The 23035-nt window shown below is 40.3% G+C and carries 16 protein-coding genes, 4 tRNA genes and 1 pseudogene; 9 read left to right on the top strand and 12 right to left on the bottom strand.

Annotated features, from left to right (window positions below; all coding sequences use genetic code 11):
• Positions 1-4 precede the first annotated feature (4 nt).
• The 11 genes and pseudogenes from H8A87_RS17655 to cspE all read right to left on the bottom strand — a co-directional run bounded on the left by H8A87_RS17655 (position 5) and on the right by cspE (position 15248).
• Positions 5-1636, bottom strand: a complete 1632-nt coding sequence (locus H8A87_RS17655) for a methyl-accepting chemotaxis protein (protein WP_198691225.1) — start codon at positions 1634-1636, stop codon at positions 5-7.
• 56 nt (positions 1637-1692) lie between these two features.
• Positions 1693-3396, bottom strand: a complete 1704-nt coding sequence (locus H8A87_RS17650) for a methyl-accepting chemotaxis protein (protein WP_198691224.1) — start codon at positions 3394-3396, stop codon at positions 1693-1695.
• A 149-nt stretch (positions 3397-3545) separates the two neighbouring features.
• A complete protein-coding gene (cheW, locus tag H8A87_RS17645) occupies positions 3546-4043 on the bottom strand; it encodes a chemotaxis protein CheW (RefSeq protein ID WP_198691223.1) in 498 nt (165 codons plus the stop codon).
• A 95-nt stretch (positions 4044-4138) separates the two neighbouring features.
• Positions 4139-6280 (bottom strand): chemotaxis protein CheA, encoded by a 2142-nt coding sequence (cheA, locus tag H8A87_RS17640; protein WP_408646945.1) that lies wholly within the window; start codon positions 6278-6280, stop codon positions 4139-4141.
• A gap of 66 nt (positions 6281-6346) precedes the next feature.
• A complete protein-coding gene (motB, locus tag H8A87_RS17635; protein WP_198691221.1) occupies positions 6347-7363 on the bottom strand; it encodes a flagellar motor protein MotB in 1017 nt (338 codons plus the stop codon).
• A 2-nt stretch (positions 7364-7365) separates the two neighbouring features.
• A complete protein-coding gene (gene motA / locus H8A87_RS17630) occupies positions 7366-8247 on the bottom strand; it encodes a flagellar motor stator protein MotA (protein WP_198691220.1) in 882 nt (293 codons plus the stop codon).
• Positions 8248-8381: 134 nt separating this feature from the next.
• On the bottom strand, positions 8382-8963 hold the full coding sequence (gene flhC / locus H8A87_RS17625) for a flagellar transcriptional regulator FlhC (protein WP_198691219.1): 582 nt from the start codon (positions 8961-8963) through the stop codon (positions 8382-8384).
• A 2-nt stretch (positions 8964-8965) separates the two neighbouring features.
• Complete coding sequence (gene flhD, locus H8A87_RS17620; protein ID WP_198691218.1) at positions 8966-9316, bottom strand: flagellar transcriptional regulator FlhD; 351 nt, start codon at positions 9314-9316, stop codon at positions 8966-8968.
• 1567 nt (positions 9317-10883) lie between these two features.
• Positions 10884-13165: pseudogene (gene mgtA / locus H8A87_RS17615) on the bottom strand (magnesium-translocating P-type ATPase).
• Between the two features lie 225 nt (positions 13166-13390).
• Positions 13391-14089 carry an MgtC family protein gene (locus H8A87_RS17610; RefSeq protein WP_408646943.1) on the bottom strand — a complete coding sequence of 233 codons (699 nt, stop codon included), beginning with the start codon at positions 14087-14089 and terminating at the stop codon, positions 13391-13393.
• 946 nt (positions 14090-15035) lie between these two features.
• Entirely contained in the window at positions 15036-15248 is a 213-nt protein-coding gene (gene cspE, locus H8A87_RS17605) for a transcription antiterminator/RNA stability regulator CspE (protein WP_010847246.1), read from the bottom strand.
• Between the two features lie 490 nt (positions 15249-15738).
• Between cspE and H8A87_RS17600 the strand changes: the two genes are divergently transcribed.
• The 8 genes from H8A87_RS17600 (at position 15739) to H8A87_RS17565 (ending at position 20314) form a co-directional block, all read left to right on the top strand.
• A complete protein-coding gene (locus tag H8A87_RS17600) occupies positions 15739-16248 on the top strand; it encodes a YlaC family protein (RefSeq protein WP_198691216.1) in 510 nt (169 codons plus the stop codon).
• Between the two features lie 131 nt (positions 16249-16379).
• A tRNA-Asn gene (locus H8A87_RS17595) sits at positions 16380-16455 on the top strand.
• Positions 16456-16854: 399 nt separating this feature from the next.
• Positions 16855-16930, top strand: a tRNA-Asn gene (locus H8A87_RS17590).
• A 304-nt stretch (positions 16931-17234) separates the two neighbouring features.
• Positions 17235-17310 (top strand) — tRNA-Asn (locus tag H8A87_RS17585).
• Between the two features lie 339 nt (positions 17311-17649).
• Positions 17650-17725 (top strand) — tRNA-Asn (locus tag H8A87_RS17580).
• A gap of 223 nt (positions 17726-17948) precedes the next feature.
• Complete coding sequence (pyrC, locus tag H8A87_RS17575; RefSeq protein WP_198691215.1) at positions 17949-19001, top strand: dihydroorotase; 1053 nt, start codon at positions 17949-17951, stop codon at positions 18999-19001.
• A gap of 236 nt (positions 19002-19237) precedes the next feature.
• The gene (gene bssS / locus H8A87_RS17570) at positions 19238-19492 is read left to right on the top strand and encodes a biofilm formation regulator BssS (protein WP_198691214.1); all 255 of its coding nucleotides are present in this window, start codon (positions 19238-19240) and stop codon (positions 19490-19492) included.
• A gap of 210 nt (positions 19493-19702) precedes the next feature.
• A complete protein-coding gene (locus H8A87_RS17565; protein WP_198691213.1) occupies positions 19703-20314 on the top strand; it encodes a LuxR C-terminal-related transcriptional regulator in 612 nt (203 codons plus the stop codon).
• A 152-nt stretch (positions 20315-20466) separates the two neighbouring features.
• On the opposite strand, the gene trhO is transcribed toward H8A87_RS17565, so the two are convergent.
• The gene (trhO, locus tag H8A87_RS17560) at positions 20467-21525 is read right to left on the bottom strand and encodes an oxygen-dependent tRNA uridine(34) hydroxylase TrhO (RefSeq protein ID WP_198691212.1); all 1059 of its coding nucleotides are present in this window, start codon (positions 21523-21525) and stop codon (positions 20467-20469) included.
• 231 nt (positions 21526-21756) lie between these two features.
• On the opposite strand from trhO, the gene H8A87_RS17555 reads away from it, so the two are divergent.
• Complete coding sequence (locus tag H8A87_RS17555; protein ID WP_198691211.1) at positions 21757-22701, top strand: Kdo(2)-lipid IV(A) acyltransferase; 945 nt, start codon at positions 21757-21759, stop codon at positions 22699-22701.
• Positions 22702-23035 lie beyond the last annotated feature (334 nt).

Below are 23035 nucleotides of genomic sequence, written 5' to 3'. Positions count from 1 at the left end.
GACCTCAGCGTACTTGACTTACAACATACTCATCGGTCATGTTTGATGTGGAAGACTCCTGATAGTCGTACTCATTGCCCAAGCCTCTAGGCAGTTCAAATTGAGCAACAGTTTTCACCAATCTGTCCGCCTTATCTTCAAGAGCTGACGCAGCCGCCGCAGATTGTTCCACCAATGCCGCATTTTGCTGTGTGACCTGATCCATCTGACCGACTGCTTGGGCAACTTGATGAATGCCTCGGCTTTGTTCGTCAGAAGCGGCAGCAATTTCAGCCATCAAGTCAGTCACTCGATTAACAGATTTGACCAATTCATCCATGGTCTGCCCTGCATTATTTACCAGCTCTGAACCTTGGTTAACACGATGGACGGATTCATCGATTAGGGTTTTGATCTCTTTCGCTGCTTCAGCACTTCTTTGTGCCAAGTCACGTACTTCGCCAGCCACCACGGAGAATCCACGCCCTTGCTCACCAGCACGCGCTGCTTCAACGGCTGCATTCAGTGCCAAAATATTGGTCTGGAAAGCAATGCCATCGATAACACTGATAATGGCGCTGATTTTCTTCGAACTGTTGGCAATTTCATCCATAGTTGCCACAACACTTGTGGTCAGTTCGCCACCTTTTGAAGCGGTCTGGGATGCAGATACCGCCAGCTCACTGGCCTGACGCGCATTTTCTGCGTTCTGCTTAACGGTGACGGTCAGTTCTTCCATGCTGGCTGCTGTTTCTTCCAGTGATGCCGCCTGTTGTTCTGTACGTGATGATAAGTCAGTATTACCTTGTGTGATTTCCTGAATACCGGAATACATCTGGTTGGTATTCTCGCGCACGGAATCAATGGATTTGATTAATGATTTCTGCATATCACGCAGTTTTCTGAAAATATCGCCAATTTCATCATGGGTGGTAACGGCAATTTCTTTATCCAAACGACCTTCCGCCACATCCTGAAAGCAAGCTCTCATGTTCGAAAACGGTCTAAGCAGGTTACGTCTCAACCACCAATGAGCCGATGCTGAAACAACAAACACCATCAGGATAGCGCCAAAGAACATGGCAATGGATACTTTGTAGTAAAATTCGCCATCAGAAACCGCGGTGCTAATGTTTGCGCCGAGGTACTGCATATAGTTGTTATATGCAATCTCCATCTTACGCTGATAATCTTCTGTGGGTTGATCAAGGAAAGCCTGAAAATTTCCTTCATAGAGATAAGTTATTAGCTCTTTTAGGGCGTTGGTGTATTCTTGATAAGAATGTTCAACAGCAGTCAATAAGACGGCTCCATTGTCAGTTTGTTCCATCAGAGGTAATGAACTAAATCGAGCAAAATTCCTGTCTGCTTCGTTTAGTGAACTTTTAAGTAAAGCCTCCATTGCATCTATCTGTGTTTGTGGCTGCCCTACTTTCTGAGCAATTGCGATTTTGTTCAGAGTGTTACGCGTTTGCAATAATGCTGCCCAACTCAAGCCAAGGGTATCTCTCCGTTGAGTTCCCAAATCTATTCTTTCGATATATGACTGATCCGTATGAATTATTCCCAGAGACAAACCACTCGAAATAATTTGCATAACACAAAACATCATCAGTAATAGATACAAACTGGTTGATATGCGAAGCCTGCTTAACATGTAATCACCTCGTTTAACGGCTGCGTTATGCAGCCGTGGTTATCGCTATTATTTTTTTAGAATGTTTCCCAATTAGATGGGTCTTCCACATTACTGCCTTTCTTCAGTAAGGGAGAATTCGTTTTATTAGCTGGAGGAGTTGACGATTTGCCCGTCAATAAAACTTCATGTTTTCTTTTTTCAGGCTGCATCCTTTCTGCCTGCTCCGGTAACTGGAACAACGCGACAGCTTTGGTCAATATTTTGGCCTGCTCTTCCAATGCTGCGGCAGCAGCGGCAGACTGTTCAACCAGTGACGCGTTTTGTTGGGTGACCCTATCCATTTCAGAGATCGCCACACCAACTTGGGTAATTCCTCTGCTTTGTTCATCTGAAGCCGATGCAATTTCTCCCATGATGTCGGTCACGCGAGTCACAGAATCGACGATTTTATTCATGGTTTCGCCAGCGCTTTCCACCTGCAAGGAGCCTGTGTCAGTACGATTTACTGAGTCTTCAATCAGGGATTTGATCTCTTTGGCCGCTTCTGCACTGCGTTGCGCCAGATTACGTACTTCACCGGCAACTACGGCAAAACCACGTCCATGCTCACCGGCACGGGCAGCTTCTACGGCGGCGTTAAGTGCAAGAATGTTGGTTTGGAAAGCAATGGCATCAATCACGCCAGTGATATCAGAGATTTTGCGAGAACTGTCTGCGATTTCATGCATGGTCTGAACAACATTAGCCACCACTTTACCTCCCTGGCGGGCGATATCAGAGGCGTTGTCAGCCAAGTTACTGGCTTGACGGGCATTGTCAGCATTCTGTTTTACTGTTGCGGTCAACTGTTCCATGCTGGCAGCGGTTTCTTCCAGCGAAGCCACCTGCTGTTCAGTACGAGAAGAAAGATCGTTGTTACCTGCCGCAATTTCGCTGGTTCCGGTATAGATAGTTTCGGTGCTTTGATGGACGCTTCTGACCGTATTGATCAGTTCTTCCTGCATGTGTCTCAGGCCAATGGCTAACATGCCCATTTCGTTATTACCCGATACCGCTATTGTCTGGGTCAAGTCTCCTCTTGAGAAGGCCTTGATGTTATCCAGCAACTTGTGCAATGGATCGATCAATGCCTTACGCAAGCCAATCCAGCTTATGGTCATCACTGCAATCAGCAGCACAAATACGGTGATCAAACTGATAATAATATTGCGATAAGCGGCATCCGCTTCATGAGACACTTCTTGATACAGTTTGTCATTCTGGTTGAGATAAAATACATAATCCTCATTGAAAGCATTCTGCAAGTCAGTGGTTGGCTGCCCAAAAAAGGCTTTATAATCTTTTTTAGACAGCATCATATCCAAATCTTTCAATGCATTAAGGTAATCACGATGAGTTTTTACCAACGATTGAAAACGCTCTGTATCACGTGATAGCAGTCTTGGTAGCTTCTCAAACTGTTCGAAGCGGCGCTCCGCGCGGGCAAGGTTGACCTTAGATTCCGCCCAGATATCATCAACGGAGGACCCACTATCTATGTCACTCTCTTTCATCATCATAACCAAACCAATGCGGTTCAGGTTATTACGGGCTTGAAGCAGATTAATCCAGCTTTCATCCAATAATTTTTGCCGCTCACGCAATTGATCCGTCAGGTCAAACGCTTCTATATCGTTCTTCAAGCCATTGAAGAACAAGCCCCCGGAGATAAGTTGCAGAGCACCAAACAGTATGATGACTGAGATAAGCCCCGTCACTATTTTCATTCGGTTAAACATGACTTCCCTTTTGTAATGAATTGCTATGCCAGTGTTATCGGCACGCTTAAAGGGAACTTTATGTGTAATTCCAAAAATTGAGTTTTTACAGACTTTTTTTGATCTGGAGCAATAGGGCTGCTGTTTTTTATCACAACAGCCCCGTAACATCAGCCTTTGGCAACGGAATCTACCAATGCCATTTCTTCACTGTTGAGGAGTTTTTCGATATCGACCAGAATCAACATTCGCTCATCAATGGAGCCAAGCCCTGTCAGGTATTCTGTGGATAAGGTGACTGCAAATTCTGGGGCAGGACAGATTTGATTTTCTTTCAAAGAAAGTACGTCAGACACGCCATCAACTACAATCCCGACAACTCGGTTAAGCAGGTTCAGGACAATAACAACGGTGTTATCGTTATACGTGATATCTTCCTGTGAGAATTTGATCCTCAAGTCAATAATGGGAACAATCACTCCGCGCAGGTTGGTGATTCCCTTTATAAAGGTAGGCGTGTTCGCAATACGGGTAACGTGGTCATAACCACGAATTTCCTGCACTTTCAGTATCTCAATTCCATACTCTTCGTCACCCAAGGTGAAAACCAGATATTCCTTTCCGGTCGTTTCCCCCGATAATTTATTGAATTCTTCTATGGCTGACATGATGTTACCTTTTACTGTGAGATGACTATATCCTTCATCATTTCAAGCTGCCGCTTTGTTGGCTGAGCGGCAACTTGAAATCTATTGGATATATCTTATTTGTTATTCACCAGTTCCGCTTTGCGCTCGGCCAACTGTTCATGGTTGAGTTTCTGCAAAGCAGGGATATCAATAATGAGTGCAACACTACCATCCCCCATGATGGTGGCCGCCGAAATACCCGGCACTTTGCGGTAATTACTCTCAATATTTTTAACAACGACCTGATGCTGCCCTACTAGTTTATCCACCAGCAATGCATAACGGCGCCCGGCACTCTGCACAATGACGGCAATGCCTTTCGTTGGATCGTTTTCTCCATGAGGGATATCGAATATGCGATACAGCTCAAGCAGCGGTAAATATTCACCACGTACCTGTAATAACTTTTCATCACCCGCCAATGGATAAATATCTTCATCTTGTGGCTGCAATGAGCTGACCACTGCACCCAGTGGTAGAATGAAAACTTCATTATTCACTCTGACAGACATACCATCCAGTATTGCTAATGTCAGTGGCAGCAGAATGCGAATGACTGTCCCCTTCCCTTCCTGGAAGTTGATCTGAATCTGCCCACCCATATCCTGAATGTTGCGCTTAACCACATCCATGCCAACACCACGACCAGAAACATCCGTTACCACTTCTGCGGTAGAGAATCCAGGAGCAAAAATCAGCATGGCCACTTCTTCATTGCTCATGTTTTCACTGATGCTCAGTCCTTGAGACTGCGCTTTTGCCAAGATCTTCTCACGGTTTAGGCCTGCACCATCATCAATGACTTCAATACAGATGTTTCCGCCCTGATGTTCAGCTGCCAGAGTCAAATTCCCAGTTTCTGATTTACCGGCTGCGAGACGTTTTTCAGGGCTTTCGATACCATGGTCAAGACTATTACGTACCAAGTGTGTAAGAGGATCGATCATCCGCTCAATCAAACTCTTATCCAGTTCTGTTGAGCTACCAATCAGTGTCAGTTCCACTTTCTTATTGAGTTTTCCAGCCAAATCACGCACCAAACGCGGATAACGGCTGAAAACGTATTCCATTGGCATCATACGGATTGACATGACCGATTCTTGCAAATCACGGGAGTTTCGCTGCAATTGGGCCATACAACTCAGCAGTTCGCTATGTTTTGTGGGTTCTAGACCATTACAGTGCTGTGCTAGCATCGATTGGGTAATGACCAATTCACCCACTAAGTTGATAAGTTGATCGACCTTTTCAACCGCAACACGAATACTGGAGGATTCCGCACGTTGGCGTGGTGATCCCGCCGCTGGACGTGGCGCTGGACGCCCTACTTCATGTACATCTGTTTTTTTCGGAATATTATCCGGTTGTGGCTTATTTGTAGCGACCGTATTTGCCGCTGTAGTCTCTTGTTCTGTATTTTTTTCTTCTGTACTTTCTTTTGCACTATTGTCTACTGTGGTTTTTACAGTAGTTTTTACTACAGCATCTTGCGCTGTTTCAGTGTCCGTATTTTCCGACTGAGATTCATTCGTTGGCAAAAATGTTATCTGTTCAGGCTCAATCACAAAACACAACACTGCCGTAATATCATCTTCTGTCGCAGATGTGATCAATGATGCTTCAATGCTGTCTGAAGTCTGTTCTACATCATAAATGTCACCAAGATGCCCCAATTCATCCTTCATCAAAGCGACTTCACGTTCTTTCAGCCCGGATAAATGAACACGGATCTGCCCATGAGCGGATTTAGCTACGGGAGAAGGTTGGGATACGGCTCCCGTCTGTTTTTCCTCCGCTTCATTTACAATTTCTTCCGTGGTAAGTTCAGTCTGCGTTTCAGGTGTTGCAGCAACACATTCTTCTTTTTGCTTCTCTTCTTGCTTATCTTCCAGTAATTCTAATGCAAGCTGACGTAGTGTCTCGCAGATATAATTGAATGTATCTTCATCCGGCTCCTGAGAACTTTTATGGGCATCCAATTGTTGCTGCATAATATCTTTCGCTTCTAAAAACAGGTTGATAATGTCAATGGTCAGACGTATTTCGTCACGTCTAGCACTGTCGAGCAGATTCTCCAAAACATGCGTAGTTTGCTGTAGCTTGGCAAAACCAAAAGTCGCAGCGCCCCCCTTAATGGAGTGGGCGCTGCGAAATATTGCGTTTAACTGTTCATGATCAGGTTCATCGGCGTTGAGCAGCAATAAATGCTGTTCCATATCGGCCAATAACTCATCTGCTTCATCAAAGAAAGTCTGATAAAACGCGGTAATATCCATCGTTACTTACTCTGTCACCTTATTAGTATCACTGGGCGGTTCAGCCGATGGCTGCTCCGGTTTTGTGATTTCATGTTTTATGATCACATGGGATTGTTCGGTAGGTTGCTGAGAAGGCGTTCCCTCATTCGAATCCGTTCTGATGACTTCTTGCATATCCATACTATTGTTAGCTGTCATGGCGTTACCGCCACTGTTTTCCTGCTCAATCCGTTTTTCCGCATCTTTATTCAGTACAATAATGCTGATACGACGGTTAACCGACGCATTCGGATCAATACCCTTCTGCATGCTCACGGTGGATGCCATACCCACAACCCGCAGGATTTTGATTTCATCTAAACCACCAAGTAGCAATTCACGCCTTGACGCATTGGCACGATCAGAAGAAAGTTCCCAGTTACTGTAACCCCGCTGACCATTGACATACTGTAAATTATCAGTATGACCAGAAAGGCTGACTTTGTTTGGAATATCATTCAAGATCGGCGCAATTGCCCGCAAGATATCGCTCATGTAACTCTCAACCTTTGCACTGCCAATCATGAACATCGGACGGTTTTCCCTATCGACAATCTGAATCCGCAATCCTTCATCCATCATGTCTATCAATAAATGAGGACGCAGCTCTTTAAGACGAGGATCGGTAATAATCAGTTGATCAAGTTGCTGGCGCAATCGATTCAGGCGACGTGTTTCCTCACTGGTTTCAACCAATTGAGATTGGCGGAAAACTTCCCCATCCTGTTGGAAAACATCATCCCCTCCTCCGGGGATCGGATTTGTGCTGTCACTGCTTTGTTGCCCCTTATTGATTGCTACCTGCAAAGGGGTACGGAAATATTCTGCAATGCTGGTCAATTCTTGTGGACTGGCAATTGATATCAACCACATAACCAGAAAGAATGCCATCATTGCAGTCATAAAATCCGCATACGCAATCTTCCATGATCCGCCGAAATGATGAGAATTATGTTTTTTACGTTTCTTTATTCTGATGACAGAAACATTATTCGCTCTCATAATTATTCTTCAACTTCTTGTTGTACAGGGGCTTTAACCCGACGAACATGCTCTTCAAGTTCGGTAAATGAAGGACGATCTGTGAGGAATAATGTTTTCCGACCGAATTCAACCGCGATTTGTGGTGCATAACCATTCAAACTAGAAAGCAGTGTCACTTTGATGCATTGCATCATTTTGACTTGTTCGCTACTGCGCTGACGAAGTAGCGTCGCCAAAGGAGAAACAAAACCATAAGCCAATAAGATCCCCAGAAATGTTCCCACCATCGCATGCGCGATCAAAGCGCCCAGTTCTCCTGCCGGACGATCCGCAGATCCCAGTGCGTGAACTACCCCCATTACGGCAGCAACAATCCCGAATGCAGGCAGTGAATCCCCTACCATTGCCAAACTGGTAGCCGGTACTTCACTCTCCTGTTCGTAAGTCTCGATTTCTTCATCCATCAAGGCTTCGATTTCATGAGGATTCATGTTACCGCTGATGATCAGGCGCATGTAGTCAGTGATGAAATCCATCAAATGCTGATCTTTTAACAAACGAGGATACTGTGTGAAAATGTCGCTTTGATGTGGATTCTCAATATCCCGTTCCAAAGCCAGAAGCCCATTCTGGCGGGATTTGGATAGTAGGCGGAACTGCAACGCCATGAGATCCATATACATTGCTTTGTTGTATTTTGATCTGCGCAATACTTTTGGTAAAACACGCAGTGTTGCCTTTATCGCCTTGCCATTATTGCCCACGATAAAAGCGCCAATTCCCGCACCGGCAATAATCAAAAATTCCGCTGGCTGATAAAGTGCGCCCATGTGGCCACCGACAAGCAGATAGCCACCAATTACCGCACCAAAAACCACGATATATCCTAAAAGTACTAACACGCGATATCCTTTAGCTAAGTTGGTGAGCAGATGGGATTTGAACAGGGCGAATTAATAAATGAAGAAGGGTGTAATGGCAGGTTACAGATTTTATGTTCAAACCTGTAACCTGAATTTTAATTTCCCATTTAAATTCACATAGCTTGCTGAGCAAATCCATCCAGCAGTTGTGAATTAGTATCGGCAGGTTGAGTGGAAAGTTTACGTTTTTTTACTGCCCGTGAAGGTGGTTGGCAAAGACTGCAAACAAAGCTATTTACCGGTTGGTGAGCATGTGTGATGAAAGTTCCACCACAGCAGCGACACCCTGTTGGCTGTAACATACCACTGCCAACAAAACGAACCAGTGTCCAAGCTCTGGTTAATGCCAAAACAGGCCCTTCATCACTACTTGGGGGACATTGCTCAAGGTACAGCCGATAAGCTTTGACAACAACCTCTACACCTTCACAATGTCCACTTTTCAACAGAAAACGGTAAGCATTGTAGAACATTGACGAATGAATATTCTGTTCCCAAGTCATAAACCAATCCGTCGAAAAGGGGAGCATCCCTTTAGGCGGAGGGCTTCCCCGCAACTCTTTATACAATCTGATCAATCGGCCCCTGCTTAATTGCGTTTCACTTTCAAGCATCTGCAATCGCGCGCCCAAAGTGATCAGTTCCATTGCCAGTTGAATATCTTTCGCTTCCTGAACAATACTTTTTTCAACCATCTTTACGCTCTTTTCTTGATTGAAGTGTCATCCTGAGCGGATAACTGCTGAAAAAGATGAGTAGACAGCAAGATACCTGTATGAATTTGTTGCAGATCGTCCACCCGCGATTCTTTCGTTAACTGCTGCACGGTTTCGTGGTCTTCAAACCTAAAATGGCAAATCAGTTGGTTAGTTTCAGCTAATTTTACTAACTGAGGCAATGTCAGCTCGGCCAACGTATCAGCCAGCGATTCACTAATACCTAAACGGAACATCGCAGATGCTTTCTCATGGTTAATTAGCCGTTGTGCTAAAAGCAAATACGATAAATTTATGTCATAAATATGTTTGAGCAATTCAACCGTACTCATTTCTATATATCCCGTCCGATTACATGAAAAAATTAAATTAAGTGATCAAAGAATCACTCACGACAAAATTACCAGTAGCATGAGATTCAATAATCTCCGACATAACTGAAATATACATCTTTAGCCAGAGCAGTAACTGTCCTTTGTATTACTCTTGGGATCGCCCAATTTCTAAAATATTTCGGTAATGGGTTGTGAAAGTATTATTGCGTCATCTGAGTAATGCACTTGCCACAATTGATTAAGAATATTCTTAATGCTAATTAACTTTACTCCTGAATCATCAACTTATACAACGGAGAACATATGTCATTTTAAATACTATGTGATCATGATCACAAAACTAACACTTTTTATTATGATTCTAGCTCATTAACTATTCAAGCAACAGAAAACAAGAAATAGTCCACAATTAATAAGTTAAATTATTTAAATAAAAATATTAGGGACTGTTTTTTGTTTTATGCGATCTATTAAACTTATAAATCCAAAATAACGATAAAAAATCTTCCCTTTAGTAAAATTACCAATATCTTAGTAAAATTTGTCTCTTGATAATGTAGGTAGGTACTCATCTTCCACTATAACTTGACTTAGATCATAGTTATGCCAAATTTATTAATTATATGTGAATACTAGTTATTAAAAAGCTACCAGTCTGATCATTTTTAATTTACGATCGTACTATTTTCACACAGAAGAAAGGGGGGTACTCCACCCACTTTGAACACAAATATCACACAGATCACAAAAATAAGATAAAATACAGTATGATATTGAAATAAAAAAACATCTGTATCCTTTTCCCCCAGTAAACACAACCAGCAAGGCTTTGCTAATTCAACAAAATTCACGCCTCTTAAGAGCTATCAAAGCTACTCCTAACCATGATAATTAATTAGTTTATTTAAACTAAATAAACGTATATACAGCCTGTCTGTGACATGAATTTAACTAAACGCCCTTTGATGATTATTTCCTCTCATTGGCTAGCTTATACACATAAATCATAAGAAAAAATGATCAATTAAATTTCCAGACATCTCATAAATGATAAGAATAATCAATGTTTTATAGGCTATTCTAAAACACACCGATAACAACCAGATTCAAAAGTAAAATATCCTAGTACCCAAAAATTAATTTACTTAAATAACATAAAATATAGATATAAAATCATTCCCAAATGCAAATTTGGCAACAATTTATTACTACATAAAACCCAATTAAAAGATGAATAGATATTCTGAATGAAAAGAAATGAACACAGATGGAAAGATAAATATGAAAAAGAAATTTATTCTACTTAACTTTAAATACAAGTAGCAAAGGACGATTTAAATTGGCGTTTCAAATAAAAAAAATAACATATAAATATAACTCTATTACTTCCTTAAATTCATTTATATTGTGATAGAAGGTTCATATTCAAAGAATAACATCAAGACCTATTCTAAATATCCACAAAAATTTTGTTATGTTGAGAGTTTTAATACCATACTTTTTGTATGGATTACTCACTTAGTCCATACAGAATAACAAATTAATTAATGAGAATTATTTACAACTATCCACCAAATCGATGAATGTAAAATCGCTTCATCATCTGGGCAACGATGCAGTAGCTTATTAGAGTCCCAATTAATAATGGAAAATATTCCCACGGTAGTGGCTGTAACCCAATTAGGGTACCAAAAGGGGAAAACGAAATGTAAATACCCAGTACCATTATGATTAGTGTCATTAATAAAACAAGTAATGCAGCCGTACTTTGCACAAACGGAATTTTTTGTGTACGCAACATATGAACAACTAATGTCTGTAACAGTAACCCTTCCACAAACCATCCCAATTGAAATAAGGCTTGATGTTCTAAACTGTTAGCTGCAAATACAGACCACATAACAGCGTATGTCGTGATGTCGAAGATAGAGGATGTGGAGCCAATCCAAATCATAAAATGTTCGATATTCTTTGTATCCCACTTGTGCGGCTTTTTCAGAAACTCATTGTCCATTTTGTCTCGCGACAAAGACAGTTGTGAAATATCGTACATTAGGTTTTGTACAAGCAGATGAATGGCTAACATCAGCAAAAATGGAATAAATGCACTGGCAACCAGTACAGAAAATACGTTCCCAAAATTTGAACTGACCGTCATATTTAAATACTTGGTGATATTCCCAAACGTTGCTCTTCCCTTAATGCCCCCTCCTCTAATACCATCAGATTTTTCTCAAGCAGAATGATATCTGCTGACTCTTTTGCGATATCCGTCCTTGTATCAACGAAAATTCCGATATCAGCATCCCGGAATGCCAGTGCGTCATTTATTCCATTACCAAGAAAACCAACCGTATGGCCATTATTTTGCAATAATTTTAAAATACGTGATTTTTGCAGAGAGGTTAACTTACAAAAGACCGACCTTAATTCCACTTCTTTTGAAAGGTCTTCATCGCTCATTAGTTCAATATCAGGGCCAACAAGAATGAATATTTCCAGAATCTAAATCCACATCGTGACAAACTTTAGCCGTAATGACAGGATTATCTCCGGTAAGCACCTTAACCGAAACGCCATTTCCCCTTAATACCGCAATTACCATTGCAGCACTCTCTTTTAACGGATCTAAAAATGTTAATAAACCTTGTAGTACCATCTCCTTTTCATCAGTAACAGAAAGCGGATGCTTCACTTCATCAGGACTTAACTCCCGTGTTGCTAAGATTAACACCCTGAAACCTTGTTCGTTATAGCTACTAACTAGTTCCATTTAATTGTTGCAATTTTCTTCAGTGAGAGGAATAATTTGCTCCTTTATTCTTATATAGGAGCAAACTGATAGCATTTCCTCAGCGGCGCCCTTACAGACTAATTGATGATTTTTACACAAATCCTGTATAGAAATTGATAAACTGCGTCTAACAAAATCAAAAGACAACTCATCAATTTTTCTGTAGCTGCGAAGAAAATTGATGCCTTAATTTCCGCTCCCATACCTGACAATCGCTTGATCCATTAGGTTTCTAGTCCCGCTTTGATGAGAGCTGTTTAGCCAAGCCCAATGAAGTACAGAGGCATCTTTCCTGCCCTCTGTATCTAAATAATGCCGGAGAATAATTTTGTCTTGGATCAATGTTCCTTTTATCGGTACATAACACGTCCATTGCACCAAAGTTCTGTATTGCATTGAGTCGTTTTACAATGACTTTTTTCTTTGACATGGCAATGGCACCCTTCGCCAAATTGGAGCTGACAATCCTTGGCAACATTTCAGACGTTAATCCAACAGCAACAGCTAGTGCAAACAACGCAGCATCGAACCAATCTCCTTTTGTTAATCCATGGATTAACAATACGGTCGGCACCAAATACTTAATTGGAATTTTTTTTCTGTAGTTTGGTGTCATGGGAAGAACGTCTCAGCACGGTTGCTGTTGTATTAACCATCGATTTCAAAGTTTCAGAAGCCTTATTTGTACGATATTCTTGCCAAAATCGCAGCAATCCGCTCAATGTGATCATCAGTAAGATAATCATGACGTCCGTAAGACTCATTTCATCCCCATTGGATGATGGCAATAAGTAATCAGTACAAAAACTGATTGCAGCCAGTAGTAGCAATACATAGATGAACGGGTTGTGGAAAGCGGTAATAAGCTGAATCAAGGCATGGAGATTTTTCTCATGTGCAACTTCATTGATACCGTACTGCCCTAAACGTTCTACGGCATCATCGTCAGTTAGTCCCAATACATGACCATTAAGATCACTGAGGATATGATCAAGACTCTGGTTAGCCCGTTTCGCGATGACAAATTTTTTTCCTTGAACAAATTGGCTGATTTATTAATTTATTTCTCAGTCATAACGCATTTTCTATATTTAATGTGCGATAACCATCCCCCTTTCTGCAAGGGACAATTCTCATATAAATCTTTTTTGCGTTGCCTATCTGAGAAACGAAGTTACTCCATAGGCAACACCTCATTCAACATGGGGAATAGGGGAACATCGTCCATATTTACTCCTTATAAATAAAAATTATTGAATTAAATATAAGAAATTATTCTAAGCAGGCAGTTCAGCAGCAATTTCCCAATTAACTGAAGTGACGCTTTTTTCCAAACTTACTCGACAAACAATTGACTCAATTTCTTTTTGTTCAGCAGGCGTCGCCAATATTTCCGCACAGACTTCAATCCTGCCAGTCTGAATGGCATCCGCACTGCTCATTGACTGCAATCTAACGCCTAATCCATTGAGTGCCTGTAGAATCAAAGTCCTTACTAAAATTTCGTCATTTATGTCGCAGATAACATGGATTTTATAGCGCTGTTCTAAATTCAAGGCTTGTTGATGAGGCTGGCTATTAATTCTCTGTGCGGCTTCTCTCAGTAAAATGTTCGCGCAAAGGATAATGACTGTTGCAATGCTAGCTGCCCAATATTGACCCAGCCCGCATAACACGCCGATTCCCGCCGAACACCATAATGTGGCCGCTGTATTTAAACCACGAATGTTCATTCCCTGACGCATAATCACACCAGCACCAAGAAAACCAACTCCAGAGACAATTTGTGCAGCAATACGCCCCGGGCTATCCACAGAAGCAGCCATTGAGCTAATAATAAAAACTGCGGCGCCAGTTGATACCAGAGCGTTGGTTCTCAATCCTGCCATGCGTTGGCGCCATTGACGTTCAGCCCCAATCAAAGCCCCAAAACATAGTGCAGAAAGTAAATGAATCGCAATAGATGTTAACAACATGATATTCTCCATAACGTCAAATGGATAAATAACCCCTTAATTCCTCAATTTATTAATCGATTGCACGTAACTTGAGATTTTTTAGGTATAGAGAATCATGTACATTAGTAGCTTGCTCAGTTAACTTTATTTACTGAGCACCTATTGGTTGGATTTTTCAGACTGTTTGCTACACAGCAACTAAACATTTTTCTATTGGTTGTATATGAGAAATTCAGTCACTAAAATCCATTCGTTATTAAACTAACACGCAATAGATAGCCTAAAGAGATAATCTCTTCATCGTACATGGAATATTGTGATGACGAATATTTAATTCGATTTGATTATTTATATTTTCCCGGAGGGAATAAGGAGTGAGTATATAACCACATCATGCGTGCCCCGATATACTTTCAATTGATACTTTATTAAGAACCCAGTTCAGTAGATCCCCAACAATATCAAATAATCTTTCTTCGGGTGGGTACAGCCCATGGAAATTGAAGTAGTACCGCCCACCATTTCAGGTAAGCAGCAAATCGGAAGGAAATGAACAGCTTACCGGATTATTGTTTATCTAACCTAAAACTTTGACTGTCCAATTATTCATTCTCCAATAGAATTTTCGAGCGAGTATAAACAGATAAAATGAATAAGTAAAGATTTTAAACGAGAACCTGCTTTACAAAAAATATGCGATCTTTGTTTCATTAAAAAGCAACAGTGCTATAAATATTTCATCAATCAATTGCGACTTATTTTAACTTATGATTAATAACCTATATTTTCACTCAGTTATTTTTATAATCTAAATAAATTAGCTTAGAAATTTTTAGAATGAAACTCATGAGATAAAATTCATGGGACAGTATTCATCGCACAATAATATTCGTGGTGCAGAAAAACAAAAAGCCCGCCACGGCATTTTGTCCTGGCGAGCTTAAGTAAGGCATAAAGGCGAAGATTAGATAGCAGTTACGTTTGCTGCTGCTGGGCCTTTGGCACCATTTTCAATGGTGAATTCTACATTCTGGCCTTCTGCCAGAGTTTTGAAGCCGTTACCTTGAATGGCAGAGAAGTGTACGAATACGTCTTTGCTACCATCAGCTGGAGTGATGAAACCAAAGCCTTTAGACTCGTTGAACCACTTCACTTGACCTTTCATTTTGTCAGACATTTGACTTTCCTATATATCAAAAAAAACTTGCCACCTCGGGCATGTGTTGGCCAGTATTAGCTATTACTTATGGAGGCACTAAGAAGGAAACGGTCAACAAAGGCTACCGAAGATAGCACTTACACATAACTCATTAACTCAAGATGTCGTACATAAAGTAGGTCTGTTAATCAGGCCAGATGCATTAACGCATGACCGAACGCGAATAGCAACCTTTTTATGTATTATCGTTTTAAAAAATCCGTATGCGCTCAATATTAGAACAGAATAACATAATAAAGCGGTGCATTTATAATTTTATTTGATTTATTCAACTTTTATCTTAGCAAGAATACTGGTCTTTCTCGTCAGCAATAACAATTTTCTAAATAATTTAAAGCAACTGCTATACAGATGTGTGTTCCTGGCATGCTAACCTTGAAAATGGCATAACTTTCAATTCGATCACACTTTTTTACAACACTTCTCTACAAATAAGTGGGTTAGTATTATGAACATCATCAAACAGATATTGATTAAGGATCTTGAGCGAATCAATCTTAAAGAGCATCGTGATGGTAAAGTTCACTTCAACAGCTTGTTTATTCACCATCATCCATACTTGTGCCTGGCGATGGTTATCGCTTATGCATTGCTTGCTATGCTCATGTGGTATGCACCCTATTTTGGCACTTGGTCGCTTGTTGCATTTACCATAGTTTTTATCGCCATGTCTGCCATTCTGTTATTTGATATCAAACCAATCTATCATTTCGAAGACATTGACGTACTCGATTTACGTGTATGTTATAACGGTGAATGGTTCGTCAATGAGCAAGTTTCCAAAAACGCCATTAATAAAATACTCACTCATCCTCAAGTACCGAATGAAATCAAACGTGACATCAAACACATTATGAAGAAGAAACACGGTATTTGTTTTTATGATGTGTTTATGATCGCCTGTTCAGAGCAGTCACCCTATTCTCAACCTATTAATATGGTGAATAAAAGTGCGTAAATTCAATAAAATAGTACAATGAAGACACAATACGCTTACATGGTAAGCAAACAATAAGAAAAAAGAATTTTTGCGTTGACACCATTCCAGTTCATCGCTAATATTCGCTCCGTTCTCAGGAACGAAGCAATTCCTCCATAGTTCAGTCGGTAGAACGGCGGACTGTTAATCCGTATGTCGCTGGTTCGAGTCCAGCTGGAGGAGCCAAATTCAAAGCATCACGCCCAGCTAGTTACGCGTGATGTTAAGATTAGACTGAATCAATTAGCCTAAATCGTCTGTAACGGCTTCCCGATTAGGAAGCCGTTTTTTGCCTCTCATTTTTGCATCTCTTTATTCTTTGAGTTAAATCGGTTCCTATGATTGTTGCTGTTATTCTTGTTGCCAACATTCATCGAATAACCAATCAATGCCTACATTTGCAAGATCCTGCATTCATTCTTTGATCAGAAAAAGTTTGCTGAATTAGTTATAATTTCATCAAAAAATAGCAAAAAATCATCACATTGCATGTAACTTAATCACTTAAACTTATTTTTCTTTTTTCACTTTACAACTCAAGAGTAATCCCTGTATTATCCGCTCCGTTCTCAGGAACAATTCAATTCCTCCATAGTTCAGTCGGTAGAACGGCGGACTGTTAATCCGTATGTCGCTGGTTCGAGTCCAGCTGGAGGAGCCAAATTCTGAAAAAACCGATTAGCGCTGCTGGTCGGTTTTTTTGTTTCCACCTGACCCTCAATGTTTATCTCCTTAATCTTTCACGTTGCTACTGTGTTGGCATTGCTTGCACTACAACTTGAGATCTTTAGGTATATTTGTTGTTCTTGAAATGGCTCCTTCGATGTGATGATTCATCTTCAAAACACAAAGAAGACCAAAAACCCTTCAATGAGTACATATTGCCAGCAATCAAACAGTTATTATTATTTTCTTCTTTGACAAACGTAAAAAGTACCGCTAATATGCCCCCGTCTTAAAGGAGTTCCTCCATAGTTCAGTCGGTAGAACGGCGGACTGTTAATCCGTATGTCACTGGTTCGAGTCCAGTTGGAGGAGCCAGATATTATGAAGAACCTGATTAGTTTTGCTAATCAGGTTTTTTGCTTTCTACCCTTCTATTTTTCATTTTTTTCTCTTTTTGGCATTTCGATTTTTTAAGGCATTCCTTTAGTCTTCCCGCTTTCCAGCTCCTATTTCCTAGTCCTTATTTCCTAACTGACATTGATCTTTTTTTGCTCACGCATGACGCCTCCTTTCCTGATTTTCCCTCAAACAGGCAAACAAAAGTCCAAAAAAAACGCACTTGGTACACATTACCACCAAACAAACAGTTATTATCATTTTCTACTTTGACAAACGTAAAAAGTGCCGTTAATATGCACCCCGTCTTGAAGGAGTTCCTCCATAGTTCAGTCGGTAGAACGGCGGACTGTTAATCCGTATGTCGCTGGTTCGAGTCCAGCTGGAGGAGCCAAATTCAATTCACCCTCATGTTGTTATTTTTCTTTTTTTGATATGATAATTCCCTCTGAATACCCTAATATACATAAAATTAAAATTTTATTTTTTCAAAATTCACAGGATATTATCATTCATTAATAGCTATTTAGCTATTTTCGTTTTATCATCCTCCTCCGGCTTAAGGAATGCTGAATCAGCATCCATCCTCTTTTCACCTATATTCTGGAGCCGGTTCCATGACCACTGAATCATATACAATTAAAATCCGCCGCCCTGACGACTGGCATGTTCACTTCCGCGATGGTGATATGTTGAAAACCATTGTGCCCCATACCAGCCGCTTCTTTGGCCGAGCTATCATTATGCCCAACCTTGTCCCTCCAGTGACAGATGTTGCCAGTGCCAAAGCCTACAAGAATCGGATAATCGCAGCTATTCCGTCAGATCACCATTTCCAACCTCTTATGACCTGTTATCTGACAGATTCAACATCCAGCGACCAAATTGAAACTGGCTATAAAGAAGGCATTTTCACCGCCTGTAAACTTTATCCAGCCAATGCAACAACTAATTCCAGTCACGGCGTTTCTGATATCAAAAAAACCTATCCGTTATTGGAAACCATGGAAAAAATAGGAATGCCACTTCTGATCCATGGTGAAGTCACCGCCTCCCATATTGATATTTTTGACCGTGAAGCACGATTTATCGAACAAGTAATGGAACCGTTGCGTCAACAATTTCCTGAACTGAAAGTTGTTTTTGAACATATTACAACTAAGGAAGCCGCAGAATACATTCTGGAAGGCAACGATAAATTAGGCGCAACACTGACACCACAACACTTGATGTTCAACCGTAACCATATGCTGGTTGGCGGTATTCGTCCCCATCTTTACTGCTTGCCCGTGCTAAAGCGCAACATTCATCAGGAAGCACTACGGGCAGCAATCGCCAGTGGCTGTAACCGTTTCTTCTTGGGAACAGATTCAGCCCCTCATGTCCTACACCGCAAAGAATCGTCTTGTGGCTGTGCGGGGGTTTTTAACGCTCCTACAGCTCTGGCTGCCTACGCCACTGTTTTTGAAGAAATGGGGGCAATGGAACATTTTGAATCTTTCTGTTCCCTAAATGGCCCAGCGTTTTACGGCCTACCAATTAATGATGGCTTTATCGAGCTCACACGCAAACCTACACCAGTAGTTGAATATGTCGAATGCGGTAATGAAAAACTAATTCCATTCCTTGCCGGGGAAGATGCTGGGTGGGATGTCAAAGTATGTGAGTAATTTTTCACTGATAAACCGTGCGGAAATTATTGTTTATTTCCGCGCACGTTCCTGCTTTTTATAAGGCAGGAATAGCTTACAATAATTCCTATCAGTGATAGGAAAAAAAATCCTGCTCTTTTCACTTCTTAGATTGCCAAAAAGGTTTATACTACTATTTGACTTATCCTAGATGAGATCTTTTGCTCTTAGTCAATTATATCAATAATGATGCTGTAGTCTGATTAGGAGGTTATATGGAAAAAAAAGGTGAAATAATTCAAACTCATCCTGTTGTAGGCTGGGATATCAGTACTGTTGATGCCTATGACGCTATGATGATACGTCTTCATTACTCATCCTCCCAAGATCAAACCCCAGAGAATGTCAGTGTTGACAAAACATTATGGTTAACAACAGGAGTGGCGAAACAACTAATCCTCATTTTACAGGCTGGGATTGAAAAGATAGAAGCATCAGAATACAGTCAACGTGATCATATTAAACATTAACAATAGATTTAGACACATCCAAAGCATTTGGACACTCAATACATTGAGTGTCCAAAATGGATATATGGATAAGAATTAACCAATAAAATTATCCATATGGTTTATTATTCTTCATAATACTGTATTATACGGTCGTATTCATCCGCCTAATGCTTAATTGTTAAGCTAATTATTTAAAGATAACCATAGTCGAACAAGGATGTTCAAGTAATGAAACTATTAGTCATTGATGAGTGCCATTATACACGTTTAGGAATTATTGAATTCCTAAAAGAAAATACAGATATTCTCTCTATAGATGCTGTATCAATTCGTGGGGCCATAAATAGCCTGCCTGTATTTCACCCAGATGTCATTTTAGTGAATTTAACAAATTATGGCCACTATAGTGAATATAGTGAATATAGTGAATATAGTGAACAACTGAAATTATTAATCTCATCAGTTAATGGGGCTCGTATTTATATTTATATCGACAAACCATACCCCTTCAATAATACATCTATCCAATTGACTAATAAAGATTTTATTTTATCAAAGAAAAATCTGACAACGTTACTTGATCGCCTAAAAGAAATGGCGTCATATGATATTAAATGTTATTTCTCTAATTTCAATACACATAGCTCTATTTTTAGCCATCAGGAAAATCGTGTCATCTATTATTGGATGCTAGAAACAGACACCCATAAAATCGCCAAAATATTAAAAATCAGCAATAGCACAGTTTATTCTCATAAAAGACATATTATAGAAAAAACAGGAGTTTCTAACAAAATAGAGTTACTTTTTATTTACAATATTTTTAAATATTTCTGTTAAACCTTTTGAAAAAACTATTTTAGCTTAAATAACCCAAATACTGTTTACGATAGTTCTTTGATGTTGCTTGGGTTGTCACTTCAAGAATATTTATTTCCTATAGGCTTCAAGTTGCAGCCGACAAGACCGCAACTTGAAAAATAAATGCTATATTACTTAGTGGATTGCGGTGATGTAATATTTAAACCATCATTTAACCGATAGCGAGACTTATTAAAAATCTTAGCCCCATTTTCTCTCCCTGCCCGACGAAAACGCTGTTCATCTTCAGGCAGCTTCATTTCTTCGCCGCAAACATCGCTGCAACAGCCTTCGAAACGCTCTGCACAAGATGGGCATTGGATAAACAACAAATGACAGCCATCATTTTTACAGTTGGTATGGCTATCACACGCCGTACCACACTGATGACAATGTGCAATGATTTTTTCAGAAATACGTTCACCCATACGCTCATCAAAAACAAAGTTCTTACCAATAAACCGAACTGGCAACCCTTGTTCTTTCGCCTTGCGGACATATTCAATAATGCCGCCTTCTACGTGGTAAACTTTGTTAAAACCATTATGCAACATATAAGCACTGGCTTTTTCACAACGAATTCCACCAGTACAGTACATAACGATATTTTTATCTTTATTATCCTTCAGCATGTCTACTGCCATTGGCAACTGTTCACGAAACGTATCCGAAGGAATTTCAATCGCGTTTTCAAAATGTCCTACTTCATATTCGTAATGGTTACGCATATCGACGAAGACGGTATCAGAATCATCCAGCATTTGGTTAATCTGTTCCGCTTTAAGATATGCGCCTGTTTTTGATGGATTAAAAGTTTCATCTTCAATGCCATCAGCAACAATGAGTTCACGTACTTTCATACGCAATACCCAGAATGACTTACCGTCATCTTCTAAAGCAATATTCAGGCGTAGATTGCGTAACGCTGGATCAGCTTCATCCAATAATGCTTTCAAAGCATCGACATTTTTGGAAGGCACACTGATTTGCGCATTGATACCTTCTTTGGCGATGTAAACCCGTCCAAAGACAGACAATTCGGTAAATTTTTGATATAGACTATCGCGAAAAGCCTGTGGTTCGGAAATGGTAAAATATTTATAAAAAGAGATAGTCGTGCGCGGCTCAGTTTCAGCCAACATGCGCTCTTTCAGCTCTTTATTAGAAATACGGTTATGTAACACTGGCATGGTGTACTTTCCTGAATTTCGATTACAAAAAAATAAAAACTTCAATGGCTGTCCCATTGATGGCCGGATATCATAGCGAAAATGGCCTTTAGCGGATAGTGATTTATACTTCTCCGTTCAGCTAATATCAAGCAAACATTTGAATATCGTGCGTAGGAATATCATAATCATGCCAATATTACTCTTAGAGTCTATCCAATAGGCGTCTGACAAATAACATACTGAAAACATATGATACAAGCACCTACTTTTCGTCGTTCACTTTTACATCCCCGTTACTGGCTGACTTGGCTAGGCATCGGCATACTTTATTTATTGGTTTTACTCCCATATCCAGCGATTTACTGGATGGGAACTCGGCTTGGCCGGCTTTCACAACGTTTCTTGAAAAAACGAGCTAAAATCGCTGAGCGCAATCTGACACTCTGTTTCCCTGATATGCCTCCAGAAAAACGGCATGAGTGGCTGGTCAGAAATTTTGAATCTGTTGGTATGGGCTTGTTTGAAACCGGAATGGCTTGGTTTTGGCCTGACTGGAGAATTAAACGCTGGTTCAAAGTCACCGGTCGGGAAAATCTCCAAAAAGTGAAATCCACGGGTCAAGGGATCATCGTTATTGGTATCCATTTTCTAACACTGGAATTAGGGGCTCGTATCTTGGGTATGTTGAACCCAGGAATTGGAGTTTATCGCCCCAATGACAATCCAGTCATGGATTGGCTACAGACATGGGGACGGCTCCGTTCCAATAAATACATGCTGGACAGAAAAGATGTTAAGGGCATGATCCGCTGTTTGAAAAACGGTGAAATGGTTTGGTATGCGCCTGATCATGATTACGGCCCACGTAAAAGCGCATTCGTTCCATTATTCGCTGTTGAGCATGCAGCAACCACGACTGGAACCTCTATTCTTGTCCGCCTGTCCAATCCAGCACTAATCCCTTTTACTCCTCGCAGATTGCCTAATGGAAAAGGTTATGAGTTGATTATTCAAACCACTGTAGAAAATTTCCCTCTGAAAGATGAGGTGGAAGCAGCAGCATTCATGAATAAGGTGATCGAGAAAGAGATTATGCAGGCACCTGATCAATACATGTGGTTGCACCGTCGGTTCAAAACACGCCCTGAAGGTATGCCATCCCTGTATGGTGATAACGATAATATTCACCGATAAAAATCATCAGGCTGCTATTTAGAAATAGCAGCCAATATCTAACGATGGAGTAAGATGTTCCAGTATTTCTTCTGAAAAATGTTACATAATTATTAATATATTTATTTTTGACTGCTATTTTCAACCTGTAATCAGTGTTCTTTTTCATCGCTTACTTGGCATTTTCAAACCTTATTTATTCTTATATTTATTAGCATCCTTACAATCACCCTAACCCAAACAAAGAGAAATCTACTGTTTTTATGTAATCTCCACCTGTTTCACATTCACATCGTAACACGTGAAAATATCACAATATGGATTAATTAAAAAATAATTCATTGTTTTGTAAGTA

It is taken from the genome of Xenorhabdus lircayensis, assembly GCF_016306625.1.
GTDB lineage: Bacteria > Pseudomonadota > Gammaproteobacteria > Enterobacterales > Enterobacteriaceae > Xenorhabdus > Xenorhabdus lircayensis.
The sequence above is the reverse complement of the archived record's forward strand: the minus strand, read 5'-3'. Positions and strand labels throughout refer to the sequence as shown.

Coding starts and splice junctions, on each gene's coding strand:
- H8A87_RS17655 (WP_198691225.1), bottom strand. CDS start 1,636: ATGTTAAGCAGGCTTCGCATATCAACCAGTTTGTATCTATTACTGATG.
- H8A87_RS17650 (WP_198691224.1), bottom strand. CDS start 3,396: ATGTTTAACCGAATGAAAATAGTGACGGGGCTTATCTCAGTCATCATA.
- cheW (WP_198691223.1), bottom strand. CDS start 4,043: ATGTCAGCCATAGAAGAATTCAATAAATTATCGGGGGAAACGACCGGA.
- cheA (WP_408646945.1), bottom strand. CDS start 6,280: ATGGAACAGCATTTATTGCTGCTCAACGCCGATGAACCTGATCATGAA.
- motB (WP_198691221.1), bottom strand. CDS start 7,363: ATGAGAGCGAATAATGTTTCTGTCATCAGAATAAAGAAACGTAAAAAA.
- flhC (WP_198691219.1), bottom strand. CDS start 8,963: ATGGTTGAAAAAAGTATTGTTCAGGAAGCGAAAGATATTCAACTGGCA.
- flhD (WP_198691218.1), bottom strand. CDS start 9,316: ATGAGTACGGTTGAATTGCTCAAACATATTTATGACATAAATTTATCG.
- H8A87_RS17610 (WP_408646943.1), bottom strand. CDS start 14,089: ATGTTGTTAACATCTATTGCGATTCATTTACTTTCTGCACTATGTTTT.
- cspE (WP_010847246.1), bottom strand. CDS start 15,248: ATGTCTGACAAAATGAAAGGTCAAGTGAAGTGGTTCAACGAGTCTAAA.
- H8A87_RS17600 (WP_198691216.1), top strand. CDS start 15,739: ATGAACATCATCAAACAGATATTGATTAAGGATCTTGAGCGAATCAAT.
- pyrC (WP_198691215.1), top strand. CDS start 17,949: ATGACCACTGAATCATATACAATTAAAATCCGCCGCCCTGACGACTGG.
- bssS (WP_198691214.1), top strand. CDS start 19,238: ATGGAAAAAAAAGGTGAAATAATTCAAACTCATCCTGTTGTAGGCTGG.
- H8A87_RS17565 (WP_198691213.1), top strand. CDS start 19,703: ATGAAACTATTAGTCATTGATGAGTGCCATTATACACGTTTAGGAATT.
- trhO (WP_198691212.1), bottom strand. CDS start 21,525: ATGCCAGTGTTACATAACCGTATTTCTAATAAAGAGCTGAAAGAGCGC.
- H8A87_RS17555 (WP_198691211.1), top strand. CDS start 21,757: ATGATACAAGCACCTACTTTTCGTCGTTCACTTTTACATCCCCGTTAC.